At 39.9% G+C, this 21,740-nt stretch carries 20 protein-coding genes; all 20 read left to right on the top strand.

Annotated elements, in window-relative coordinates:
* The 20 genes from HPC67_RS00980 to dapA all read left to right on the top strand — a co-directional run bounded on the left by HPC67_RS00980 (position 1) and on the right by dapA (position 21,703).
* Complete coding sequence (locus HPC67_RS00980; protein ID WP_217585574.1) at positions 1-4,296, top strand: PolC-type DNA polymerase III; 4,296 nt, start codon at positions 1-3, stop codon at positions 4,294-4,296.
* A gap of 281 nt (positions 4,297-4,577) precedes the next feature.
* Entirely contained in the window at positions 4,578-5,048 is a 471-nt protein-coding gene (rimP, locus tag HPC67_RS00975; RefSeq protein ID WP_217585573.1) for a ribosome maturation factor RimP, read from the top strand.
* Positions 5,049-5,061: 13 nt separating this feature from the next.
* Positions 5,062-6,171 (top strand): transcription termination factor NusA, encoded by a 1,110-nt coding sequence (gene nusA / locus HPC67_RS00970; protein ID WP_217585572.1) that lies wholly within the window; start codon positions 5,062-5,064, stop codon positions 6,169-6,171.
* A 15-nt stretch (positions 6,172-6,186) separates the two neighbouring features.
* Positions 6,187-6,468 (top strand): RNase P modulator RnpM, encoded by a 282-nt coding sequence (rnpM, locus tag HPC67_RS00965; protein ID WP_217585571.1) that lies wholly within the window; start codon positions 6,187-6,189, stop codon positions 6,466-6,468.
* On the top strand, positions 6,458-6,763 hold the full coding sequence (locus tag HPC67_RS00960; protein WP_217585570.1) for a L7Ae/L30e/S12e/Gadd45 family ribosomal protein: 306 nt from the start codon (positions 6,458-6,460) through the stop codon (positions 6,761-6,763). The genes rnpM and HPC67_RS00960 overlap by 11 nt, the downstream gene beginning before the upstream one ends.
* A 16-nt stretch (positions 6,764-6,779) precedes the next feature.
* Positions 6,780-8,885, top strand: a complete 2,106-nt coding sequence (infB, locus tag HPC67_RS00955; protein WP_217585569.1) for a translation initiation factor IF-2 — start codon at positions 6,780-6,782, stop codon at positions 8,883-8,885.
* Positions 8,882-9,160 (top strand): DUF503 domain-containing protein, encoded by a 279-nt coding sequence (locus tag HPC67_RS00950; protein WP_217585568.1) that lies wholly within the window; start codon positions 8,882-8,884, stop codon positions 9,158-9,160. Before infB ends, HPC67_RS00950 begins: the two co-directional genes overlap by 4 nt.
* A 164-nt stretch (positions 9,161-9,324) precedes the next feature.
* Positions 9,325-9,666, top strand: coding sequence for a 30S ribosome-binding factor RbfA (rbfA, locus tag HPC67_RS00945; protein WP_217585567.1), 342 nt, complete (start codon positions 9,325-9,327; stop codon positions 9,664-9,666).
* A gap of 43 nt (positions 9,667-9,709) precedes the next feature.
* The gene (truB, locus tag HPC67_RS00940; RefSeq protein WP_217585566.1) at positions 9,710-10,603 is read left to right on the top strand and encodes a tRNA pseudouridine(55) synthase TruB; all 894 of its coding nucleotides are present in this window, start codon (positions 9,710-9,712) and stop codon (positions 10,601-10,603) included.
* A 47-nt stretch (positions 10,604-10,650) separates the two neighbouring features.
* Positions 10,651-11,592, top strand: a complete 942-nt coding sequence (locus HPC67_RS00935; protein ID WP_217585565.1) for a bifunctional riboflavin kinase/FAD synthetase — start codon at positions 10,651-10,653, stop codon at positions 11,590-11,592.
* Positions 11,593-11,733: 141 nt separating this feature from the next.
* Positions 11,734-12,003, top strand: a complete 270-nt coding sequence (rpsO, locus tag HPC67_RS00930; RefSeq protein ID WP_217585564.1) for a 30S ribosomal protein S15 — start codon at positions 11,734-11,736, stop codon at positions 12,001-12,003.
* A gap of 137 nt (positions 12,004-12,140) precedes the next feature.
* Complete coding sequence (locus tag HPC67_RS00925) at positions 12,141-14,246, top strand: polyribonucleotide nucleotidyltransferase (protein WP_217585563.1); 2,106 nt, start codon at positions 12,141-12,143, stop codon at positions 14,244-14,246.
* A 122-nt stretch (positions 14,247-14,368) separates the two neighbouring features.
* A complete protein-coding gene (locus HPC67_RS00920) occupies positions 14,369-15,328 on the top strand; it encodes a polysaccharide deacetylase family protein (protein WP_217585562.1) in 960 nt (319 codons plus the stop codon).
* A 23-nt stretch (positions 15,329-15,351) separates the two neighbouring features.
* Positions 15,352-16,575, top strand: a complete 1,224-nt coding sequence (locus tag HPC67_RS00915; protein ID WP_217585561.1) for a M16 family metallopeptidase — start codon at positions 15,352-15,354, stop codon at positions 16,573-16,575.
* Positions 16,576-16,633: 58 nt separating this feature from the next.
* Positions 16,634-16,873: a YlmC/YmxH family sporulation protein gene (locus HPC67_RS00910; protein WP_217585560.1), complete on the top strand. Its 240-nt coding sequence runs from the start codon at positions 16,634-16,636 to the stop codon at positions 16,871-16,873.
* Positions 16,874-17,008: 135 nt separating this feature from the next.
* A complete protein-coding gene (gene dpaA / locus HPC67_RS00905) occupies positions 17,009-17,878 on the top strand; it encodes a dipicolinic acid synthetase subunit A (protein ID WP_217585559.1) in 870 nt (289 codons plus the stop codon).
* An 18-nt stretch (positions 17,879-17,896) separates the two neighbouring features.
* Positions 17,897-18,505: a dipicolinate synthase subunit B gene (gene dpaB, locus HPC67_RS00900; RefSeq protein WP_217585558.1), complete on the top strand. Its 609-nt coding sequence runs from the start codon at positions 17,897-17,899 to the stop codon at positions 18,503-18,505.
* Complete coding sequence (locus tag HPC67_RS00895; protein WP_217585557.1) at positions 18,506-19,546, top strand: aspartate-semialdehyde dehydrogenase; 1,041 nt, start codon at positions 18,506-18,508, stop codon at positions 19,544-19,546.
* A gap of 15 nt (positions 19,547-19,561) precedes the next feature.
* Entirely contained in the window at positions 19,562-20,794 is a 1,233-nt protein-coding gene (gene dapG, locus HPC67_RS00890) for an aspartate kinase (protein ID WP_217585556.1), read from the top strand.
* Positions 20,795-20,818: 24 nt separating this feature from the next.
* Positions 20,819-21,703: a 4-hydroxy-tetrahydrodipicolinate synthase gene (dapA, locus tag HPC67_RS00885; protein ID WP_217585555.1), complete on the top strand. Its 885-nt coding sequence runs from the start codon at positions 20,819-20,821 to the stop codon at positions 21,701-21,703.
* Positions 21,704-21,740 lie beyond the last annotated feature (37 nt).

Raw genomic sequence — 21,740 nt, 5'->3', positions numbered from 1 at the left:
ATGGATATGTCCAAACGAGAAAAGCTAACGATTTTGCTGAACCAACTAAAGATGCCTGAAGATATGATTCAAAAACATTTTAATGATAGCTATTTGGAAAAGCTAGATGTTTTCAAACAAAATAAAGCATGGCATTTTCATATACGTATTGATCGCGTGTTACCGATTGATGTGTATCAATTATTTGTCACGCAGCTAAAAGGCGCATTCCAACAGATTGCGACAGTAGAATGCTCATTATATTCAACACAGTCCGATGTGGATGCCGATATGATATGTACGTATTGGAATTATTTTATCACCTCCAAATCAACCATTTCCCCAGCATACAAAAGTCTAATACAATCTCAAGTGCCAGAAGTAACAAACAACAAACTCACGCTCGTTGCAAGAAACGAAGCGGAAGCAAAGGCACTAAAAAAAAGATTGGAAAAGGACATTGGCCAATTTTTCCAAAGTATTGGCGCGCCTGCGTATACACTTGACTTTCGTATAGAAGCAGATGTTGTTGGTTTAGAGCAATTTAAAGAAAAAAAAGCGCTTGAAGACGAACAAATTGTTCAAAAGATGATGCAGGATCGTCAACAACAGGAACGCAATAATGCAGCGCATGCTTCAGAAGGTAAGCCATTCTCTATCGGTTACAAAATACAGGACGAAGCTGTATTAATGGAGGTTATTCAAGAGGAAGAGCGGCGCGTGACCGTCCAGGGCTATGTTTTCGATGTAGATGTTAGGCAGCTGCGGTCTGGTAGAAGCCTCCTCATTGCCAAAGTGACCGATTACACAGATTCATTGCAAATTAAAATGTTCTCTAAAGGTGACGATGATGGTAGCATGTTTGAACAGCTTAAAGCAGGAATGTGGATCAAGGCGCGCGGCAGTATCCAAACAGATATGTATTCAAATGAGTTGGCGATGATGGCTAATGATATGCATGAGATAAAAGTTGCTATGAGAGAGGATCGAGCCGAACCTGATTGTAAACGTGTAGAATTACATGCTCATACGACAATGAGTCAATTAGATGCTGTTGTGTCCCCTAATAGAATCATAGAGCAAGCTGCTAAATGGGGACATCGAGCTGTTGCAATCACAGATCATGCAGGTGTGCAAGGCTTTCCTGAAGCACATAGTGCCGGAAAGAAACATAATATCAAGGTCATTTACGGTGTAGAAGTAAACCTCGTAGATGATGGTGTTCCGATTGCGTACAACCCGCAACAGCTTGAATTAAAAGAAGCGACATATGTTGTGTTTGACGTCGAAACAACAGGGTTGTCTGCTGTATATGACACCATTATTGAATTGGCTGGCGTTAAAATCCGTGACGGTGAAATCATTGATCGCTTCGAAGCCTTCGCAAATCCACATCATCCATTGTCACAGACGACGACGGATTTAACCGGCATTACAGATGACATGGTTAAGGATGCACCTGATATTTCAGAAGTTCTTAAGGACTTTTATGAGTGGACAGAAAATGATGTGCTCGTTGCTCATAATGCGAGCTTTGACATGGGTTTTCTGAACCAGGGCTATGAACGTATTGGCCTAAATCAAGCCTCAAACCCTGTAATTGATACATTAGAGTTGGCGCGGTTTTTGCTCCCTGAGCTAAAAAATCACCGACTGAACACGTTATGTAAACATATGGACATTGAATTAACCCAGCATCACCGGGCCATTTATGATGCAGAGGCAACAGGTTATCTTTTTTGGAAGTTGCTGCAAAAGCTATTAGAAAAGGGCATAACTGATCATATCCGGTTAAACGATCATATGGGCGAAGGTGATGCGTATCAACGCTCGCGCCCTTACCATTGCACGTTACTCGCTCAAAATCAAGAAGGCTTAAAAAATATTTATAAACTTGTGTCACATGCTCATATTGATTATTTTTATCGTGTACCGAGGATTCCGCGCTCTTTATTGCAAAAATTACGGACAGGTATTCTTGTTGGTTCTGGGTGTGATAAAGGTGAAGTATTTGAAACGATGATGCAAAAATCTGCTGACGCAGCAGAACGAGTTGCTCAGTTCTATGACTATATCGAAGTGCAACCACCAGAAAATTACAGTCATTTACGCGGTATGGATCTTGTGCAAAGTGACGCACAAATTCTCGATATTATTTCTAAACTCGTCAAATTAGGTGAACGCATCGATAAACCGGTCGTTGCAACAGGTAATGTACATTATATTGATCAGCACGAAAAAATGTATAGACAGATTTTAATTGCGTCTCAAGCGGGAAATCCACTTAATCGACAATCATTACCAGATACCCCATTTAGAACGACGAATGAAATGACGACAAGTTTTAAATTTTTAGGTGCAGAAAAAGCAAATGAAATTATTGTCACAAACACAAATGCGATCGCTGATTCGATAGAGGAGCTTTCACCTGTAAGAGATGGACTATACACACCGACTATTGAAGGCGCAGATCAGGAAATTCGCGATTTATGCTATACGCGTGCAAAGGATATATATGGTGAGAACATTCCAAAAATCGTCACTGATCGCTTGGAAAAGGAATTAAAAAGCATTATTGGACATGGTTTTGCTGTTATTTATTTAATATCCCAAAAGCTCGTTAAAAAATCATTAGAAGACGGCTATCTTGTAGGATCACGTGGCTCCGTCGGTTCTTCACTTGTTGCTACACTTACAGAAATTACAGAGGTTAATCCGTTACCGCCTCATTATGTGTGTCCGTCTTGTCATCATAATGAGTTTATTACGGACGGTTCAGTTGGTAGTGGTTTTGATTTGCCTGATAAAAATTGTCCGCACTGTGATGTGCCATATGTTAAGGACGGTCAAGATATTCCTTTTGAAACATTTCTCGGGTTTAAAGGTGATAAAGTACCTGATATCGATTTAAATTTTTCTGGTGAATACCAGCCACAGGCTCATAACTATACAAAGGTTTTATTTGGTGAAGATAATGTTTATCGAGCTGGAACGATTGGAACGATTGCTGAAAAAACTGCTTATGGATATGTAAAAGGGTATGCATCAGACAAGCAGCTTACGCTTAAGCAAGCGGAAGTGGACCGTCTAGTGAAAGGATGTACTGGCGTTAAGCGTACAACTGGACAGCATCCAGGCGGTATTATCGTTGTTCCTGATGATATGGAAATATATGATTTTACACCGATACAATTTCCAGCTGATGACCGAAAAAGCCAGTGGCGCACGACGCATTTTGACTTCCATTCTATTCACGATAATTTATTAAAGCTTGATATACTTGGACACGATGATCCGACGATGATTCGTATGCTCCAAGATTTGAGTGGCATTGATCCAAAAACAATCCCAACTCATGATACTGAAGTGATGAAAATATTTTCTGGTCCAGAAGCACTTGGTGTTACACCTGAAGATATTAATTGTAAAACAGGGACATTAGGTGTGCCGGAATTTGGAACACGTTTTGTAAGGCAGATGCTTGAAGACACGAAACCAACCACTTTTGCAGAACTTGTGATTATTTCAGGGTTATCGCACGGGACAGATGTATGGCTTGGCAATGCTGAAGAATTAATTAACGAAGGCATATGTGAGCTTTCTGACGTTATTGGTTGTCGCGACGATATTATGGTGTATTTAATGCACAAGGGTCTTGAAGCTTCATTAGCATTTAAAATCATGGAATTCGTTCGTAAAGGAAAAGGGCTTCAAGATGAATGGATCGTGGAAATGAAAAAGCACAACGTTCCAGACTGGTACATTGATTCATGTCAAAAAATAAAATATATGTTTCCGAAAGCACACGCTGCCGCTTATGTTCTCATGGCGATACGAATCGCTTATTTCAAAGTTCATCACCCACTTTATTTTTATGCTGCTTATTTTACAGTGAGAGCGAATGACTTTGAATTAGACACGATGATTAAGGGGGCGGATGCCTTGCGCAATCGAATAGACGAGATTACGCATAAGGGAAATGACGCACCTCCAAAGGAAAAAAGCTTACTGACTGTTTTAGAGATTGCGCTTGAAATGAATCAACGTGGATTCTCTTTTGATAGAGTCGACTTATATAAATCAAGTGCAAGTGAATTTTTAGTTGAGGGCAATCGGTTAATTCCACCATTTAATGCAATAGATGGCCTAGGCACAAATGCAGCGATAAATATTGTGGAGGCAAGAGAGCAAGGTGATTTCTTATCAAAGCAGGATTTACGTGAACGAAGCAAAATTTCTAAAACAGTTATCGAATACATGGAGCAGCATGGCTGTCTTGAAGGAATGCCGGAAAAAAACCAACTTTCTCTTTTTTAAATGGTGTACCCAGAATAAGGCAGTACCAACAAAATGCAACAGTATTTCTTGCAATTAACTGCTTACTGTGATATATTTTCAATGGTAAGCTACTGATACGATTGAGTAAAAAGAGTGGGGAAACCCACTCTTTCTTCATACATCAGCCATCTACAGCACACACGTCCTCCCTTGCCACGATTTATTGGCGGGGATTTTGTATTACTGACGTGCATTGCAAATGAAAACAGTGAAATGGTTTATAATAACAACCAAATGCTACGAAAAAAAGGAGGATTAATGTGAGTTCACCAGTCATTGAAAAGACAGAGGAATTGGTTCTCCCAATACTTCAAGAAAAGGGTCTTGAATTAGTTGATATCGAATATGTCAAAGAAGGTAAAGATTGGTTTCTCCGTGTCTTTATTGATAAAGAAGGCGGCATTGATATTTCTGAATGCGGATTAGTATCTGAAACATTGAGTGAAAAACTTGATGAAACAGATCCGATTAAAGAGGCATACTTTTTAGAAGTATCTTCTCCAGGAGCAGAGCGTCCACTGAAAACCGAACAAGACTTTCAAAATTATATCGGACATAACGTCTATATTAAATTGTATGAACCTGTCGATGGCAATAAGACGTATGAAGGAATATTAACCGATTACATTGATGGTACAGCAATTGTAGAGTATAAAATTAAAACACGGAAGCGACAAGTCGAGTTACCTTATAATAAGATAGCCAAAGCCCGACTTGCAGTAACGTTATAAAGGGGGATAATAATTGAATAGTCAGCTGTTTGATGCAATGGATTTTTTGGAAAAAGAAAAGGGTATTGACAAAAACATTCTAATGGAAGCACTTGAAGCCGCACTTATATCGGCATATAAGAAGAACTTTAATTCTGCGACGAATGTGCGGGTAGAGCTTGATGAAGCAACGGCTTCAATGCGTGTGTTTGCTCGTAAAACCGTTGTTGAAGAACCTGAAGATCACCAACAAGAGTTGTCATTAGAAGAAGCAAAAGCAATTGACCCTAATTATGAAATTGATGATGTTATTGAATTAGAGGTCACACCTAAAGATTTTGGTCGAATTGCAGCACAAGCGGCCAAACAGGTCGTAACACAACGCGTTAGAGAAGCGGAACGCGGTGTTATTTTTAGTGAATATGTTGAACGAGAAGATGATGTAATGACGGGTATTGTTCAAAGAAAAGACGCGCGCTTCGTCTATGTTCACTTAGGAAAAATTGAAGCGAAGCTAGCTGAATCTGAGCAAATGCCGACAGAGGAATATCATTCTCATGATCGACTAAAAGTGTATGTGACGAAAGTAGAAAATACGAGTAAGGGGCCTCAAGTATATGTGTCCCGTTCACATCCTGGTTTATTAAAACGCTTATTCGAAATGGAAGTGCCAGAAATCTATGATGGCATTGTTGAAATTAAATCTGTTTCACGTGAAGCTGGCGATCGCTCTAAAATAGCTGTTTTTGCTGAAGACCCTGATATCGATCCAGTTGGATCATGTGTTGGTCAAAAGGGACAGCGTGTTCAAGCAATTGTCAATGAACTAAGAGGGGAAAAGATCGATATTGTACAGTGGTCAGCTGATCCTGTCGTTTACGTCTCCAATGCGTTAAGTCCTGCCCAAGTTATAAAAGTAGTTGTCAATGAAGATGAAAAAGCAACGACCGTAATTGTCCCTGATCATCAACTGTCACTTGCAATTGGGAAGCGTGGACAAAATGCACGGCTAGCGGCCAGGTTAACTGGATGGAAAATTGACATTAAAAGTGAATCAGAAGCTAGAGAAAGTGGTTTTTTTGATGAAACCGACTTGGAGAAAGAAACGACTGATTCGGACATTGATGACCCTTTGTTTCAATAGGAAGGAGTCAACAACATGGTAAAAAAGAAGAAAACACCACTTCGAAAATGTATTGCAACAAATGAAATGAAGCCAAAAAAAGATCTAATTCGTATTGTCCGCAATAAGGATGGAGATATTTTTGTAGATGAAACAGGGAAACAAAACGGTCGTGGCGCCTATGTATCTCGAGACGTTTCAGCGATTGAACAAGCACGTAAATCGGGTGCTTTAAATCGTCAGTTTAAAACGGATGTAGATCAAGCTCTATATGACAAATTAATAGTTGTTGCTAGAGGGTCAGATCATGACGTCTAAGTATCTAAATAGTGTAGGTCTAGCATTTAGAGCGGGAAAATGTTCAGTTGGTGAAGAGAAAATCGTTAAAGATGTTCAAAATAAACGGGCTAAACTCGTTTTAATTGCTTCTGACATTGGACCACATACAAAAAAGAAGTTAATGGATAAGTGCCACACATACGAGGTTCCATTTGCTATAGTTGACGACAGACACACACTCGCACATGCCATAGGAAAACATCAGAGAGTTGCAATCGCCATTTTAGATGCTGGCTTTGCTGCTAAGATTAGCTCATTACTCTCTGACCAATAATTTTGGGGGTGAATGTATGCGTAAAATACGTGTATATGAGTACGCAAAAGACAATCAATTAACGAGTAAAGATGTGATTAAACACTTGAATGATATGAATATAGAAGTAACCAACCATATGTCGACGATTACAGATGATACAATTACTAAGCTTGATGCAAAAATTAAAGGCAATAAACAGCCATCTAAACAAGCAAAATCACAAAACCAAACAACTAGTAAAAATACGAGCAAGAAGCAATCGCCTCGTCCAGAAAACCAAAAGAAACAGAATCAAAAACAAGGTCGAAAAAATTCTGGACATGCCAAAAACAACAACAAAAACAAAGGTCATAACCCTAACACGGCGCCAGCAGCTTCGAAGCAAACACCAGACAATATTGTATACAGTGGTACACTCACAGTGTCTGACTTAGCTGAGAAACTCAATAAGGATGCGTCTGATATCATTAAAAAATTAATGTTTCTTGGCGTTATGGCAACAAAGAATCAGGACTTGGATGAAGATGCGATTGAACTAATTTGTGAAGAGTACGGTGTTAAGGTAGAAAAAGAAATTATTTTAGACGATACAGATTTAGATAAATACATCAAAGAGGATCGCCCAGAAGATCTTAAAGAACGTCCAGCTGTCGTTACGATCATGGGTCACGTTGACCACGGGAAAACAACTTTGCTTGACGCGATTCGTGATGCAAAAGTTACAGAAGGCGAAGCCGGAGGTATTACTCAGCACATTGGTGCTTATCAAGTTGAAAATGAAGGTAAAAAAATCACTTTCCTTGATACACCTGGCCACGCAGCCTTTACAAGCATGCGTTCACGTGGTGCACAAATAACCGATATCGCCATTTTAGTCGTTGCAGCTGATGATGGTGTTATGCCACAAACAACAGAGGCGATCAACCACGCGAAGGCCGCTGGTGTACCAATTATTGTTGCTGTGAACAAAATGGATAAAGAAACAGCAAACCCAGACCGTGTCATGCAAGAGTTGACAGAATATCAACTGATTCCAGAGGACTGGGGCGGTGAAACGATTTTTGTTAATATTTCTGCTCTCAAGCATGAAGGTATTGAAGACTTGTTAGAAATGATTTTACTCGTAGCTGAGGTTGAAGAATTAAAGGCGAACGCGAATACGAATGCGTTTGGTACAATTGTTGAAGCCGAACTTGATAAAGGGAGAGGCCCAGTGGCCACACTTCTTGTTCAAAATGGTACACTCCATGTAGGAGATGCTTTTGTTGTCGGTAATACGTTTGGCCGTGTTAGAGCAATGGTTAATGATTTAGGTCAACGCGTTAAACATGCGGGCCCATCAACACCAGTTGAAATCACGGGTTTGAATGACGTTCCACAGGCTGGTGATCAATTCCTCGTCTTTACAGATGAAAAGAAAGCCCGTCAAATCGGTGAAGCTAGACAGCAACAGCAAATTATTGAAAACCGTGGCGAACAAACAAAAGTAAGCCTCGAGGATCTATTTGAGCAGATTAAACAAGGTGAAATGAAGGAAATTAATGTCATCATAAAAGCCGATGTTCAAGGATCAACCGAAGCGTTAGCGTCCTCTTTACAAAAAATTGAAGTAGAAGGCGTAAAAATCAAAATTATTCATACAGGCTCTGGGGCAATAACTGAGTCAGATATTATTCTTGCATCTGCTTCAAATGCCATTGTTATTGGCTTTAATGTAAGACCGGATGCGAACGCTAAAAAAGCTGCTGAATCCGAACAAGTAGACGTGAGACTTCACCGTGTAATCTACAAAGCAATTGAAGAAATTGAAGCGGCTATGAAAGGCATGCTCGATCCGGAATTTGAAGAAAAAGTAATTGGTACGGCTGAGGTGCGCGAAACATTTAAAGTGTCAAAAATAGGTACGATTGCAGGCTGTTATGTCACAGACGGAAAAATCTCTAGAAATGCTGGTGTTCGATTAATTCGTGATAGTGTCGTTCAGTACGAAGGTGAAATTGACGCTTTAAAACGCTTTAAAGATGATGTTAAGGAAGTTGCCCAAAATTACGAGTGTGGTATTACGATCAAGAACTTTAACGATATTAAAGAAGGCGATGTAATCGAGGCATTTGTTATGGAAGAAATTGAACGGAAATGATCCTCTTGCTGGAGGTAGAATGCTTTTTATACAATGCCCACTCTTTGAAAGAAAAGCGCTCTGTATTGAAAAAGCTATTGTCAAGACTGCGACGAGAGTTTAATGTATCAGTCGCTGAACTTGACAACCAAGACCTATGGCAACGGACCAAGATAGGCATCGTGACGATTGCAAATGATCGCACATTTGCTGAACAGGTTATTGATAAGGTTTTAACAACAATTGATGCATGTCCAGAACTTGAGCGTACAATTACGGACATTCATCATTTATAACGGCTTAAAACATTAGAGAACAGTTATTAAAACACCTGATATATAGACGAAGTATTGACAGTTAAGGTTGGACTTTCGCTAGCAGGTGTTTCTGTTCATCCTATATTGAGCTTGAGGATAAAGCGCCATATAAATAAAGGTTTATATTTTGTGAGGTGATTATCATGCATGACATTCGCGCAAACAGAGTCTCCGAACAAATGAAAAAAGAACTCGGTGACATTTTAACGCGTAAAATCAAAGACCCCCGTGTTGGTTTCGTTACTGTGACAGATGTTGAAGTTTCTGGCGATTTGCAGCAGGCTAAAATCTTTATCTCAGTATTTGGAGATGATAAGAAGAAGCAGGATTCGCTTATTGGGCTAGCTAAAGCGAAAGGGTATATTCGCTCCGAAATCGGTAGACGGATTCGCTTACGCAAAACACCTGAGATTAGTTTTGAGTTTGATGAAGCACACGAATATGGAAACAGAATTGACGCGATCTTAAGAGACTTAAATAAATAAACCGCGTTGTTGAAGCGTCACGGAATGAAATGGAGACATTCACATGGATGGAATATTGCCATTATGGAAGCCGGCGGGAATGACATCACACGATTGTGTTATGCGCATTCGTCGCCTGCTTCAAACAAAAAAAGTTGGACATACAGGTACACTTGATCCAGATGCAGAGGGCGTTCTTCCTCTTTGTATTGGCAAGGCGACAAAGCTCGTTCCGTTTATGACGAATACGAGCAAAACGTATTTAGCTGAAGTCATACTTGGTCAATCAACCGATACAGAAGATGCATCTGGCGTCGTTATTGAACAAAAAATACCGCATCAAATGCCAACGAATGAAAACATTGAACACGTTCTGAACATGTTTACAGGCGACATTGTACAAATACCACCGATGTATTCAGCTGTTAGAGTGAATGGTAAACGATTGTATGAATATGCGAGAGCTCAGGAAACCGTAGAGCGCCCTTCAAGGCACGTTACCATTGAGCACCTCGAACAAACATCCCCAGTTGACACAGGCGACCATTCTTTTGGTATCAAAGTCGTTTGCTCAAAAGGGACATACATTAGAACACTCTGTGTTGACATCGGGAAAGCGCTTGGATACCCAGCTCACATGGGTCGCCTGATCCGTATGGAGACGGGTTCTATTGCCAAAAAGGCTACATACACATTTGAGCAAATCGAACAAGCGGTCAAAACGTGTCAAGTACATTCTTTATTATTGGATATGAGAGTTGGCATTGGTAATATGGATCAGCTACGAGTTGATGAGGCGACACGCCAAAAAGTTCTATTTGGTCAAAAGTTACCATCACCGTCTCAAAAGATGTCAACGAACCCATTTGCAATAATAGCTGGATCAGAACTCATTGCCATTTATCAGTATCACCCCGATAAAGACGGTGAAATTAAACCAGTACGTGTATTTCATTAAATGATAAATAATTAAAATCGATCCTTTTGAAGTGCAGGTGACATATTGTGCAGACAATTAAATTGGCATATCCACATTCGGTTAAACTAGAAACACTTCCAGAGACCGTAGCTGCAATTGGATTTTTTGATGGCATACATAGGGGACATCAAAAAGTAATTGAATCAGCAGTAGAGATCGCTAAGGCAAAAGGAAATGCAAGTGCAGTGATTACGTTTGATCCGCACCCTTCAGTCATTTTAAATCCAAATATTGATCATGTTGATTATATTACTCCGCTTCCAGAAAAACAGCGGATTTTAACAGAAATGAATGTGGACAGAATGTATATTATTTCATTTGATCACATGCTTTCCAAATTATCTCCTCAGGAATTTATTGATCATTTTATTATTGGTTTAAACATTAAACACCTTATAGCAGGGTTTGATTTTTCATATGGTCATAAAGGTCAAGGTAATGTACAGACGTTAGAAGCGCATAGTAGAGGTCAATTTTTGTTCACTGTTCGAGACAAGGTGGAATCGGAGGGGGAAAAGATCAGTTCTACGAAAATCCGCCAATTGTTTTCGAGAGGGGATGTGCGTGATGCGACACATTTGCTCGGTCGTTACCCTAGAGTATGGGGCATCGTGATCGAAGGCTATAAACGCGGTCGCACGTTAGGCTATCCGACAGCGAATATAGATGTCATTCCAAATACATTGTTACCTGCTCCGGGCGTTTACGCTGTTTTTGTGCACCATAACGATAAGGTATATAAAGGTATGGCAAGCTTAGGGTTTAATCCAACCTTTGAAGATGATCGCCGTGATCCAAGTTTAGAAGTATTCATATTTAATTTTTCTGGAAACTTATATGGTGACCACGTGCAACTTGAATGGTGTACATTTATAAGACAAGAAAAGAAGTTTAATCACGTATCAGATCTTGTCGCTCAAATGAAAAATGACGAGAAGGTTATTAATACGTATTTTGATGACATCTAAATTGATCGAAATGTATCGTACGACTTGCATTTTTACTTCAAACAATGTAAGCTATAAAAGATCAACCTTCGCTTGGCAATTCGTAACTCCGACGATTGCTGGGGGACAGGGGCTATAATTTAACAATAGGAGGTGCGCTAGATGGCTATTTCACAAGAACGTAAAAATGAAATTATCAATGAGTACAAAGTTCATGATAATGATACGGGTTCTCCAGAAGTACAGATTGCTGTACTAACTGCTGAAATCACGACATTAAATGATCATTTGCGTGTTCACAAAAAAGACCATCATTCACGCCGTGGGTTATTTAAAATGGTTGGTAAACGTCGTAATTTACTAACGTATTTACGTAAAAAAGACGTTACTCGCTACCGTGAATTGATTAAAAAGCTCGGTTTACGTCGATAATACTAATGGGAAAAGCAGGAGAAATCCTGCTTTTTTCTCATAGTTTACTCTATTTAAAAACATAGAAAATCATTTACTCATTTTCATACTACTTATAAAATAAATGTATGATGTATTTGAAAGGAGTTTCTGTATTAATGTCAGACGCAAAGAAAACATTCTCCATTGATATTGCTGGACGACCGTTTGTTGCTGAAGTTGGCGAACTTGCCAAGCAAGCAAATGGTGCCTGTATGATTCAATATGGAGATACATCCGTATTAGCAGCTGCTACAGCATCTAAAGAACCGAAAGACCTTCCTTTTTTTCCATTAACAGTGAATTATGAAGAACGGCTTTATGCGGTTGGGAAAATTCCAGGTGGATTTATTAAACGTGAAGGTCGACCAAGCGAAAAAGCTATACTGTCATCAAGATTAATTGACAGACCAATTCGTCCACTTTTTCCTGACGGCTATCGTAATGAGGTACAAGTAATCAGTACAGTTATGAGTGTAGATCAAGACTGCTCTTCTGAAATCGCAGCGATGATTGGTTCTTCAATAGCACTATGTATTTCTGATATCCCATTCGAACAACCTATTGCTGGTGTTCATGTGGGACGGGTTAATGGCGAATTTATCATTAATCCAACAATTGATCAGCATGCTCAAAGTGATATTGATTTAACGGTTGCGGGCACAAAGGACGCTGTTAACATGGTTGAAGCCAATGCTAACGAAGTTCCAGAGGCTGTTATGCTCGAAGCAATTATGTTCGGACATGAGGAAATTAAACGCATTGTTGCCTTTCAAGAACAAATTATTGAAGCTGTGGGTTCCGAAAAGAAACCTTTCACACCACTCGAATTAGATGCAGATTTAGAAGCAAAGATAAAAGAAGACTGCAAATCTGAATTAATTCAAGCAATCCGTGTTCAAGAAAAGCATGCACGCGAAGAAGCAATTTCCGACGTTAAAGCATCAGTTTTGGAACATTATGAGGAAGATGAAGCGGTTTACAAAGAAGCGAAACAAATTTTGGATAAGATGGTTAAAGAAGAAGTTCGCCAGCTTATTACAAAAGATAAAATTCGTCCAGATGGCCGCGAGGTTGATGAAATTCGCCCATTGTCTTCACGTGTAAGCGTCTTACCACGTACACATGGTTCAGGGTTATTTACACGCGGACAAACACAAGCATTAAGTGTTTGTACACTCGGAGCTTTAGGTGATGTTCAAATCTTGGACGGACTAGATCTTGAAGAATCCAAGCGCTTTATGCACCATTATAATTTCCCACAATATAGTGTCGGTGAAACTGGACCGATTAGAGGGCCGGGTAGAAGAGAAATTGGTCACGGTGCTCTTGGCGAACGTGCCCTTGAAAAAGTGATCCCATCTGAAGCGGAGTTTCCATATACAATTAGACTTGTATCTGAAGTTTTAGAGTCAAATGGTTCTTCATCACAGGCAAGCATTTGTGCGAGCACAATGGCTATGATGGATGCAGGTGTTCCGATTAAAGCGCCAGTAGCTGGGATTGCAATGGGCCTCATTAAATCAGGTGAGAACTATTCAATTTTGACGGATATCCAAGGTATGGAAGATGCACTTGGTGATATGGACTTTAAAGTTGCAGGTACGGCAAACGGTATTACTGCGCTACAAATGGATATTAAAATTGAAGGTTTATCTCGTGACATACTTGAAGAAGCTTTGAGTCAAGCAAAACAAGGGCGTCAACAAATTCTTGAGTCCATGCTTGCAACAATTAACGAACCAAGAACTGAATTATCACCTTACGCACCAAAAATACTCACAATGTCCATTAAACCGGAGAAAATCCGTGATGTTATCGGTCCAAGTGGGAAGCAAATCAATAAAATCATTGATGAAACAGGTGTGAAAATTGACATCGAACAAGATGGCAGTGTCTTTATTTCATCAACAGATGCTTCAATGAACAACAAAGCTAAAGAAATCATCGAAAGCTTAGTGCGTGAAGCTGAAGTAGGCGAAATATATCTCGGTAAAGTCAAACGAATTGAAAAATTTGGTGCCTTTGTTGAGTTATTTAAAGGAAAAGATGGACTCGTTCATATTTCTGAGCTTGCTGAAGGTCGCACAAATAAAGTAGAAGATGAAGTATCCATCGGCGATGAAATTATGGTCAAAGTAAAAGAAATCGATTCGCAAGGTCGAATTAATTTATCAAGAAAAGCTGTTCTGCAAGAAGAAAAAGCAAGCAAAGCAAAACAATAAAATACGTTATTACAAAACAAGAAGCTGGCGTTAACCAGTTTCTTTTTTTTATTGGACGAAATGAATCCATAACATATCTTGTCCCTCCTACTCATATAGCTTTAGAGAGGGGGGAAGAAAGCATGAATCGGTATAAAAAAATTATTCATATGCTTGTTTTTGCTTTAATTGTTGTTATTTCCTTTAATAAAGGGTTATACAATCCATTTGCTACAAATGATATAAGTCGCTTGGCTCACGATGTAGATGTCGCTGTTAAATCAAATGATCCGCTGTATGAGGAAATTGTCAATAAAAGTAGCTCATTAGAGGAATCCCCTCAAAATGCATACATTGATCGTGTGTGGAAAAAGACACCTGGGCGCAATGGTATTCGAGTCGATGTAGAAGCATCATACGCTCAGATGCATGAAAAAACGGTTTTTGACAAATCCTTATTAGTATATGAACAAATTCCACCTGAAGTGGCGTTTAAAGATCTTCCGGCAGCACCTGTTTATCGGGGGCATCCAGATAAGAATATGGTTAGTATATTAATAAATGTATCTTGGGGCAAAGAGCACATCCCAGATATACTTCGAACCTTAAAGAAGCACCGCGTTCAAGCGACATTCTTTATCGAGGGGCAGTGGGCAAAAAAAAATGTGGATTACGTTGAGATGATTGATGAGCAAGGGCATCTGATTGGTAATCATGCGTACAGCCATCCGAATATGGAATTATTGTCAAAAGCAAAAATCGTTGAGGAAATTCAACAAACAAATGATGTGCTAAAGGCCATAACAGATACACAACCGAAATGGTTTGCACCACCAAGTGGCAGTTATAACGATCATGTCGTTAATGTCGTCCATAACATGAACATGGAAACAGTGCTCTGGACAGTAGATACAATAGATTGGAAAAATCCAACCCCATCAGTCATGATGGATCGTGTCATGTCCAAGCTTCATAAAGGCGCAACGATATTAATGCATCCAACTCCAGTAATTGCTGAAGCACTTGATTCAATGATTGCTCAAATTAAAGAACAAGGATATAACATCGGCACAATTGAACAATTAGTAGATGAAAAAAGGTAATACGTTATAGGAGGACAACGACGATGCTCAAAAAACATATATGTCAAAACGGTGTTACGGTCATAAACGAACATGTACCAGCCGTCCGGTCTGTAACGATTGGAATTTGGATTGCAGCTGGATCTAGATATGAATCAACACATAACAACGGAATTTCCCATTTTTTAGAGCACATGCTATTTAAAGGAACGAAAACACGAACAGCCCAAGACATTGCTGAAGCTTTTGATGCAATTGGCGGACAGGTCAATGCATTTACATCAAAAGAGTATACGTGTTTTTACGCAAAAGTTATGGATACGTATCAAACATACGCTGTCGACATTTTGGCAGACATGTTCTTTAATTCAGTTTTTGATGAAGCAGAGGTTGAACGTGAAAAAAATGTCGTTCTAGAAGAAATTAAGATGTATGAAGATACGCCAGATGATATCGTCCACGATCTCTTGGCGCAGGCATCTTATGGGCAACATCCACTCGCTTATCCAATTCTCGGAACAGAAGCACATGTACAGTCGTTCACATCTGACTTACTTAAAACCTATATGAAAGAACGATATACGCCAGAAAATGTTGTTATTTCAGTAGCTGGTAATGTATCAGACGGTTTTGAAGACATCATTGAGGCTCATTTTGGCCACTATTCAGCAACGTCACCAATAGAGGAGCATAACATAGAACGGCCTCAATTTTTATCAGAGCACATCGTTAAACCGAAACATACTGAGCAAGCCCATTTGTGTCTCGGTTTTAATGGATTATCGGTTACAGATGATGACATATATAGCTTAATGGTCATGAACAACGTCTTAGGAGGCAGCATGAGTTCTCGACTGTTTCAAGATATAAGAGAAAAGCAAGGACTTGCTTATGCTGTATTTTCATATCATTCTTCATTTCTTGATCATGGATTATTAACGATTTATGCTGGAACAGGTCGTAACCAGCTCAACATATTAAAAGAAAAAATTAATCAAACGATTGATCAATTTAAGAGGAAAGCAATAACAGACAAGGAACTGGCCAATAGTAAAGAACAGCTTAAAGGAAATCTCTTGCTGAGCTTAGAAAGTACTAATAGTCGGATGTCCAGAAATGGTAAGAACGAATTATTATTAAAAAAGCACCGAACGATTGATGATATGCTACGCGATATTGAAGCTGTTAATCATCAAACCGTTCAAACGGTTATTGAACGTGTATTTACGCAAAATCCTTCCTCAGCACTCGTAACAGCAACAGAATAAATACTGAACGCCTAACATACGGTTATAGTACGATACTGTTATGTTAAGGGGGGATGATATGCGCTATAACAATATTAGTGGTAAAGAAATTGTTAACATTACACACGGTACACGGTTAGGTGTGCTCGGTCAAACGGACTTGCAGATTAATGAAAAAACAGGCCAAATTGAATCTTTAATCATTGCGAATTATAAATGGCTCGGATTAAAAAAAGAAGGTGCTGAAACAATTATTGAATGGTCTTCCATAAAAAAAATTGGCGAAGATATGATCATGATAGAGACACCTTATTTATAAAATCAAACGCATATTTGAGCGAATTGTAAAGAGGCTGATGCATGTCAGCCTCTTTTATTTATGCACCAACAATAAAGCGCTACATACGCTATAGAGAATGAATAATTCATCAATTGATGGAGGGTGCATGACCATATGAATAAAAGCATTGCAGTAATCGGTGGTGATGGACGATATTTGGAGTTAATAAGACAATTGAAGCTTCTTCCAGATACGACCATCCATCTTGTTGGCTACGATAAGCTAGAGCAAGGTTTTACAGGATTAAAACAGGTCGATTTTTCTGACCTTGACCCTGGATCTCTCGATGCAATTATATTACCAATTACGGGAACTGATGACGACGGATATGTAAATCCGGTATTTTCTGATGATGACATACAACTGACAAGTGATTGGTTTCGACAACTTAAGCACACGGCATTAATTTTCACAGGTATTGCTAACGGGTACTTACGGAAGCAGGCGAAAACAGCAAAAAAACAATTAATTCCTTTGCTTAATCGTGATGATGTAGCCATTTATAATTCTATACCGACAGCAGAAGGTGCCATTATGATGGCAATTGAACAAACGGATTACACTATTCATGGCTCAAGAGTGATTGTAGCTGGATTTGGAAGGGTCGGGCATACAGTCGCAAATAAATTTTCCGCACTCGGCGCAAAGGTCTCAGTGACAGCTAGACATATAAAAGACTTAGCTCGAATTACAGAAATGGGATTGAAAGCCATTCCTTTAAATGAATTGAAAGATCATACGAACACGTGTGACCTGCTCATTAATACAATACCATCTCAGGTCATAACAAAGGGTGTTATTCAAGGCTTGCCATCACATGCCCTCATCTTTGATTTAGCCTCGCAACCTGGTGGGACAGATTTTGAATACGCTGAACAACGAGGTATAAAAGCCATATTAGCAAAAAGTTTGCCTGGAATTGTTGCGCCTAAAACAGCCGGGCAAATCTTGGCAGATGTCATTAAACAAATTTTAAATGAGTGAAAGGAGAATCATAATATCATGTCCTTAAAAGGAAAGCGGATTGGATTTGGATTGACGGCCTCCCATTGCACGTATAGTGATGTTTTTCCACAAATAGAAAAGCTGATTGAAGAAGGGGCAGAGGTTGTACCAATTGTCACTTATAATGTCCAGCACGTCGATACGAAATTTGGAAAGGCAGCAGATCATATTTTTAAAATAGAGTCCTTAACTGGACGCCGTGTTATATCTACAATACCAGAAGCTGAACCACTCGGCCCTGCATACCCACTAGATTGTATGGTGATTGCCCCTTTAACCGGTAATTCTATGAGTCGTCTAGCAAATGCAATTACAGACTCACCTGTCCTAATGGCCGCAAAAGCGACGATGCGTAACCACAAACCTGTTGTGCTTGGCATTGCAACAAATGACGCGCTCGGTTTGAATGGTGTTAATTTGATGCGGCTCATGTCAACCAAACTCATATATTTCATACCGTACGGGCAAGATGATCCTTTTAAAAAGCCAAACTCGCTCGTTTCTGATATGACTTTATTAACCGACACGATTGAAGCAGCACTTGGTTTCAAACAGATTCAGCCTGTCATTATCCCTCACGATCATCAAGAAAAGGATATAACGTAAATGAATAAAGGCTATAACGTAGCAGTTGTTGGTGCAACAGGGGCGGTTGGTCGGACCATCATTGACATTCTTGAACAGAGAGCTTTTCCCATTGATGAATTGCGACTGTTTGCTTCAGAGCGGTCTCGAGGAACTAAAATACCGTTTAAAGGCGCGTCCATTTCATTGGACACTGTGTCTCAAGGTGCATTCAACAACATTGATCTTGTGTTTTTTTCAGCGGGAGGTACCGTTTCCAAAGCATTCGTACCACAAGCGGTTCAAGAAGGTGCGGTTGTAATTGATAATACGAGTGTATATCGGCTGCATCCGGATGTTCCTCTCGTTGTACCAGAGGTTAATGAGGATGAATTATGTCGTCATCAAGGCATTATTGCAAACCCGAATTGCTCAACGATTCAAATGGTCGCCGCCTTAAAGCCGATTAGTGATGCATTTGGCTTGAAGCGGGTCATTGTCTCAACCTATCAATCTGTATCAGGTGCAGGTTCAAAAGCAGTCTTTGAATTAGAGACATCGGTTCAAGATTATCTAGAGGTTGGTTTATCTACTTCTCAAAAGTCACCCCTCGATGAACCATTAAATCAAAAGAATATCGCATTTAACGTGATACCACAAATAGATGTTTTTCGTGAAGGTGGTTATACCTTTGAAGAATTAAAAATGATTAATGAAACTAAAAAATTGCTGAGAATGCCTCAATTAGCGGTAGCTGCAACCTGTGTCCGGGTACCTGTCGTCACATCACATGCTGAAAGTGTATATATTGAAATTGACAGCGATAATATTTCTGTAGGCGATATTAAGCATGTCATGAGGGAAGGAAAAGGGATTGTAATTGAGGATGATCCTAATTCAAATGTATATCCGACACCGTTAAGTGCTGCGCAAAAAGATGACGTTTTTGTTGGACGAATTAGAAAGGATTTTGACCATAACAACGGCTTTCATATGTGGATTGTAAGTGATAATCTTCGGAAAGGTGCCGCACTCAATTCGGTACAGATCGCAGAATCCCTCGTTAGCAAAAGCTGGATATAAATTAGAGGTGATGGAATGCCAATCATCGTACAAAAATTTGGGGGCACATCTGTTAGCACCCGAAACAATCGTAATTATGTCATCAATCATATTAAAGAAGCAATAGAAAATGGCTTTCAACCTGTTGTTGTTGTTTCTGCCATGGGGCGATTCCCAGAGCCATATGCGACGGATACATTATTGAGTTTACTTGATCTGCCTAATTCATGTAGCTCACCTAGGGAAAAGGATTTACTCATGTCTTGTGGTGAAACAATTTCAGCTGTCATATTGGCAAATGAAATCAGAGCACAACATATTTCTGCAGTTGCGCTTACAGGTGGTCAGGGAGGCTTATTAACATCAGATGATTTTACGAGAGCAAAAATAAAAGACGTTAGACCAAACAGAATCTTAAAGGAATTACATGCAAATGATGTCGTTGTAGTGGCTGGATTTCAAGGGATAACAGAACTGGGAGACACGACGACGATCGGACGAGGAGGAAGTGACACAACAGCCGCTGCATTAGCAAGTGCGTTAAAAGCAGAACGTATCGATATTTTCACAGATGTGAATGGCATTATGACGGCTGACCCTCGAATGGTTACTTCTGCCCAACCGCTCCATCATACGACGTATATCGAATTGTGTCATATGGCATACCAAGGGGCTTCTGTAGTTCATCCGCGGGCGGTGGAGCTGGCGATGCAGGCTAATATTCCGATGCGCATTACGTCAACTTACTCTAAAGCATCAGGTACACGTGTGTCCCATCGTCGCTCAAAAACAAAGACAGATGGCTCATTTGATCGTCCTGTTACTGGAATTGCACATATGCAGGGATTAACGCAAATTAAAGTCAATACAAAAGACACGTCAAGGCAATCTCAATCAGAAGTCTTTAAAGCAATGGCATCAGCAGGGATATCGGTTGATTTTATTAATATTTCTACGACAGAGGTGGTTTATACAGTCCCTGACGTACTGGCGGATCGCGCGTTAGCACAATTAAACACATTGGGGTTTGCTGCGACTGTTCATAGAGAATGTGCTAAAGTATCGGTCGTTGGAGCCGGGATGAGTGGAATGCCTGGTATTGCTTCAAAAATGATTGAGGCATTGACAGATAAAGGCGTCCGTATTTTGCAGTCAGCTGACAGCCATACAACGATATGGGTTCTCGTAGCTGGTTCAGAATTACCGGTGGCAGTTAATGCACTTCATGAAGCATTCGACCTTGGATCTTCAGTTCTCAAGACCGTTTAAATTCATTTAAGAGAGGAGATGCCTATGGAACACACAAAACTATTAACAGCGATGGTCACGCCGTTTAACGAGCATGGCGAATTAAGCTTTGAGCATACAGCACAATTAATCGAACACTTAATTGCAACTGGATCAGATGGTTTGGTCGTTGCAGGAACAACAGGTGAATCAGCAACATTGACCACTTCAGAAAAACTGACGTTATTTGAGCAAGTGGTGCAATTGGTAAGAAAGCGCGTTCCTGTTATTGCGGCGACCGGTTCTAATGATACTGCGAAGTCTATACAATTAACGAAACAGGCTGAAGCATGTGACGTCGATGGTGTTATGCTCGTTACGCCATATTATAACAAGCCGTGTCAAGAAGGGCTTTATAGCCATTTCTCTAAAATCGCTGAACAGACATCCTTACCGATAATGCTTTACAATATACCGGGACGTTCAGCTATTCAGCTTGAGCCCGATACGATTATTGATTTGAGTCGTATCCGTAATATTGTAGCGTTAAAACAAGCTGATCATGATTTGACGAGCCTTTCCAAAGTGATCACACATACGTCTGACGATTTTCTTGTATATTGTGGAGAGGATAGCATGACGTTGCCGATGCAATCGCTTGGTGCACATGGTGTTGTTTCTGTCGCGTCTCACATTATAGGGCGCCAGATGAAAGCGATGATACAGGGGTATGAGGCAGGTCAAGTTGAAAAAGCAGCTAAACTGCATCATAACAGCCTACCCCTAATGGAGGCGCTGTTCGCTCAACCTTCACCCGCGCCGGTTAAAGCTGCATTACAGTATATTGGTATTGAAACAGGAAGTGTTCGCTTGCCGCTAAAAGATCTTTCACAACAACAAGCAAATGATTTAACGGAATTGTACGAAAGTGTGACCAAGGTAAATTATTGATAGCTCAGGATCATCCAAATGGTTATGATCAAATTAT

Source organism: Lentibacillus saliphilus (assembly GCF_019093865.1).
In the GTDB taxonomy this organism is placed as follows: domain Bacteria; phylum Bacillota; class Bacilli; order Bacillales; family Amphibacillaceae; genus Lentibacillus_B; species Lentibacillus_B saliphilus.
The sequence above is the reverse complement of the archived record's forward strand: the minus strand, read 5'-3'. Positions and strand labels throughout refer to the sequence as shown.

Excerpts from the sequence above, each read along its gene's own strand:
- HPC67_RS00980 (WP_217585574.1), top strand. The coding sequence starts at position 1 with ATGGATATGTCCAAACGAGAAAAGCTAACGATTTTGCTGAACCAACTA.
- rnpM (WP_217585571.1), top strand. The coding sequence starts at position 6,187 with ATGGTAAAAAAGAAGAAAACACCACTTCGAAAATGTATTGCAACAAAT.
- HPC67_RS00960 (WP_217585570.1), top strand. The coding sequence starts at position 6,458 with ATGACGTCTAAGTATCTAAATAGTGTAGGTCTAGCATTTAGAGCGGGA.
- infB (WP_217585569.1), top strand. The coding sequence starts at position 6,780 with ATGCGTAAAATACGTGTATATGAGTACGCAAAAGACAATCAATTAACG.
- HPC67_RS00950 (WP_217585568.1), top strand. The coding sequence starts at position 8,882 with ATGATCCTCTTGCTGGAGGTAGAATGCTTTTTATACAATGCCCACTCT.
- rbfA (WP_217585567.1), top strand. The coding sequence starts at position 9,325 with ATGCATGACATTCGCGCAAACAGAGTCTCCGAACAAATGAAAAAAGAA.
- truB (WP_217585566.1), top strand. The coding sequence starts at position 9,710 with ATGGATGGAATATTGCCATTATGGAAGCCGGCGGGAATGACATCACAC.
- rpsO (WP_217585564.1), top strand. The coding sequence starts at position 11,734 with ATGGCTATTTCACAAGAACGTAAAAATGAAATTATCAATGAGTACAAA.
- HPC67_RS00925 (WP_217585563.1), top strand. The coding sequence starts at position 12,141 with ATGTCAGACGCAAAGAAAACATTCTCCATTGATATTGCTGGACGACCG.
- HPC67_RS00920 (WP_217585562.1), top strand. The coding sequence starts at position 14,369 with ATGAATCGGTATAAAAAAATTATTCATATGCTTGTTTTTGCTTTAATT.
- HPC67_RS00915 (WP_217585561.1), top strand. The coding sequence starts at position 15,352 with ATGCTCAAAAAACATATATGTCAAAACGGTGTTACGGTCATAAACGAA.
- HPC67_RS00910 (WP_217585560.1), top strand. The coding sequence starts at position 16,634 with ATGCGCTATAACAATATTAGTGGTAAAGAAATTGTTAACATTACACAC.
- dpaA (WP_217585559.1), top strand. The coding sequence starts at position 17,009 with ATGAATAAAAGCATTGCAGTAATCGGTGGTGATGGACGATATTTGGAG.
- dpaB (WP_217585558.1), top strand. The coding sequence starts at position 17,897 with ATGTCCTTAAAAGGAAAGCGGATTGGATTTGGATTGACGGCCTCCCAT.
- HPC67_RS00895 (WP_217585557.1), top strand. The coding sequence starts at position 18,506 with ATGAATAAAGGCTATAACGTAGCAGTTGTTGGTGCAACAGGGGCGGTT.
- dapG (WP_217585556.1), top strand. The coding sequence starts at position 19,562 with ATGCCAATCATCGTACAAAAATTTGGGGGCACATCTGTTAGCACCCGA.
- dapA (WP_217585555.1), top strand. The coding sequence starts at position 20,819 with ATGGAACACACAAAACTATTAACAGCGATGGTCACGCCGTTTAACGAG.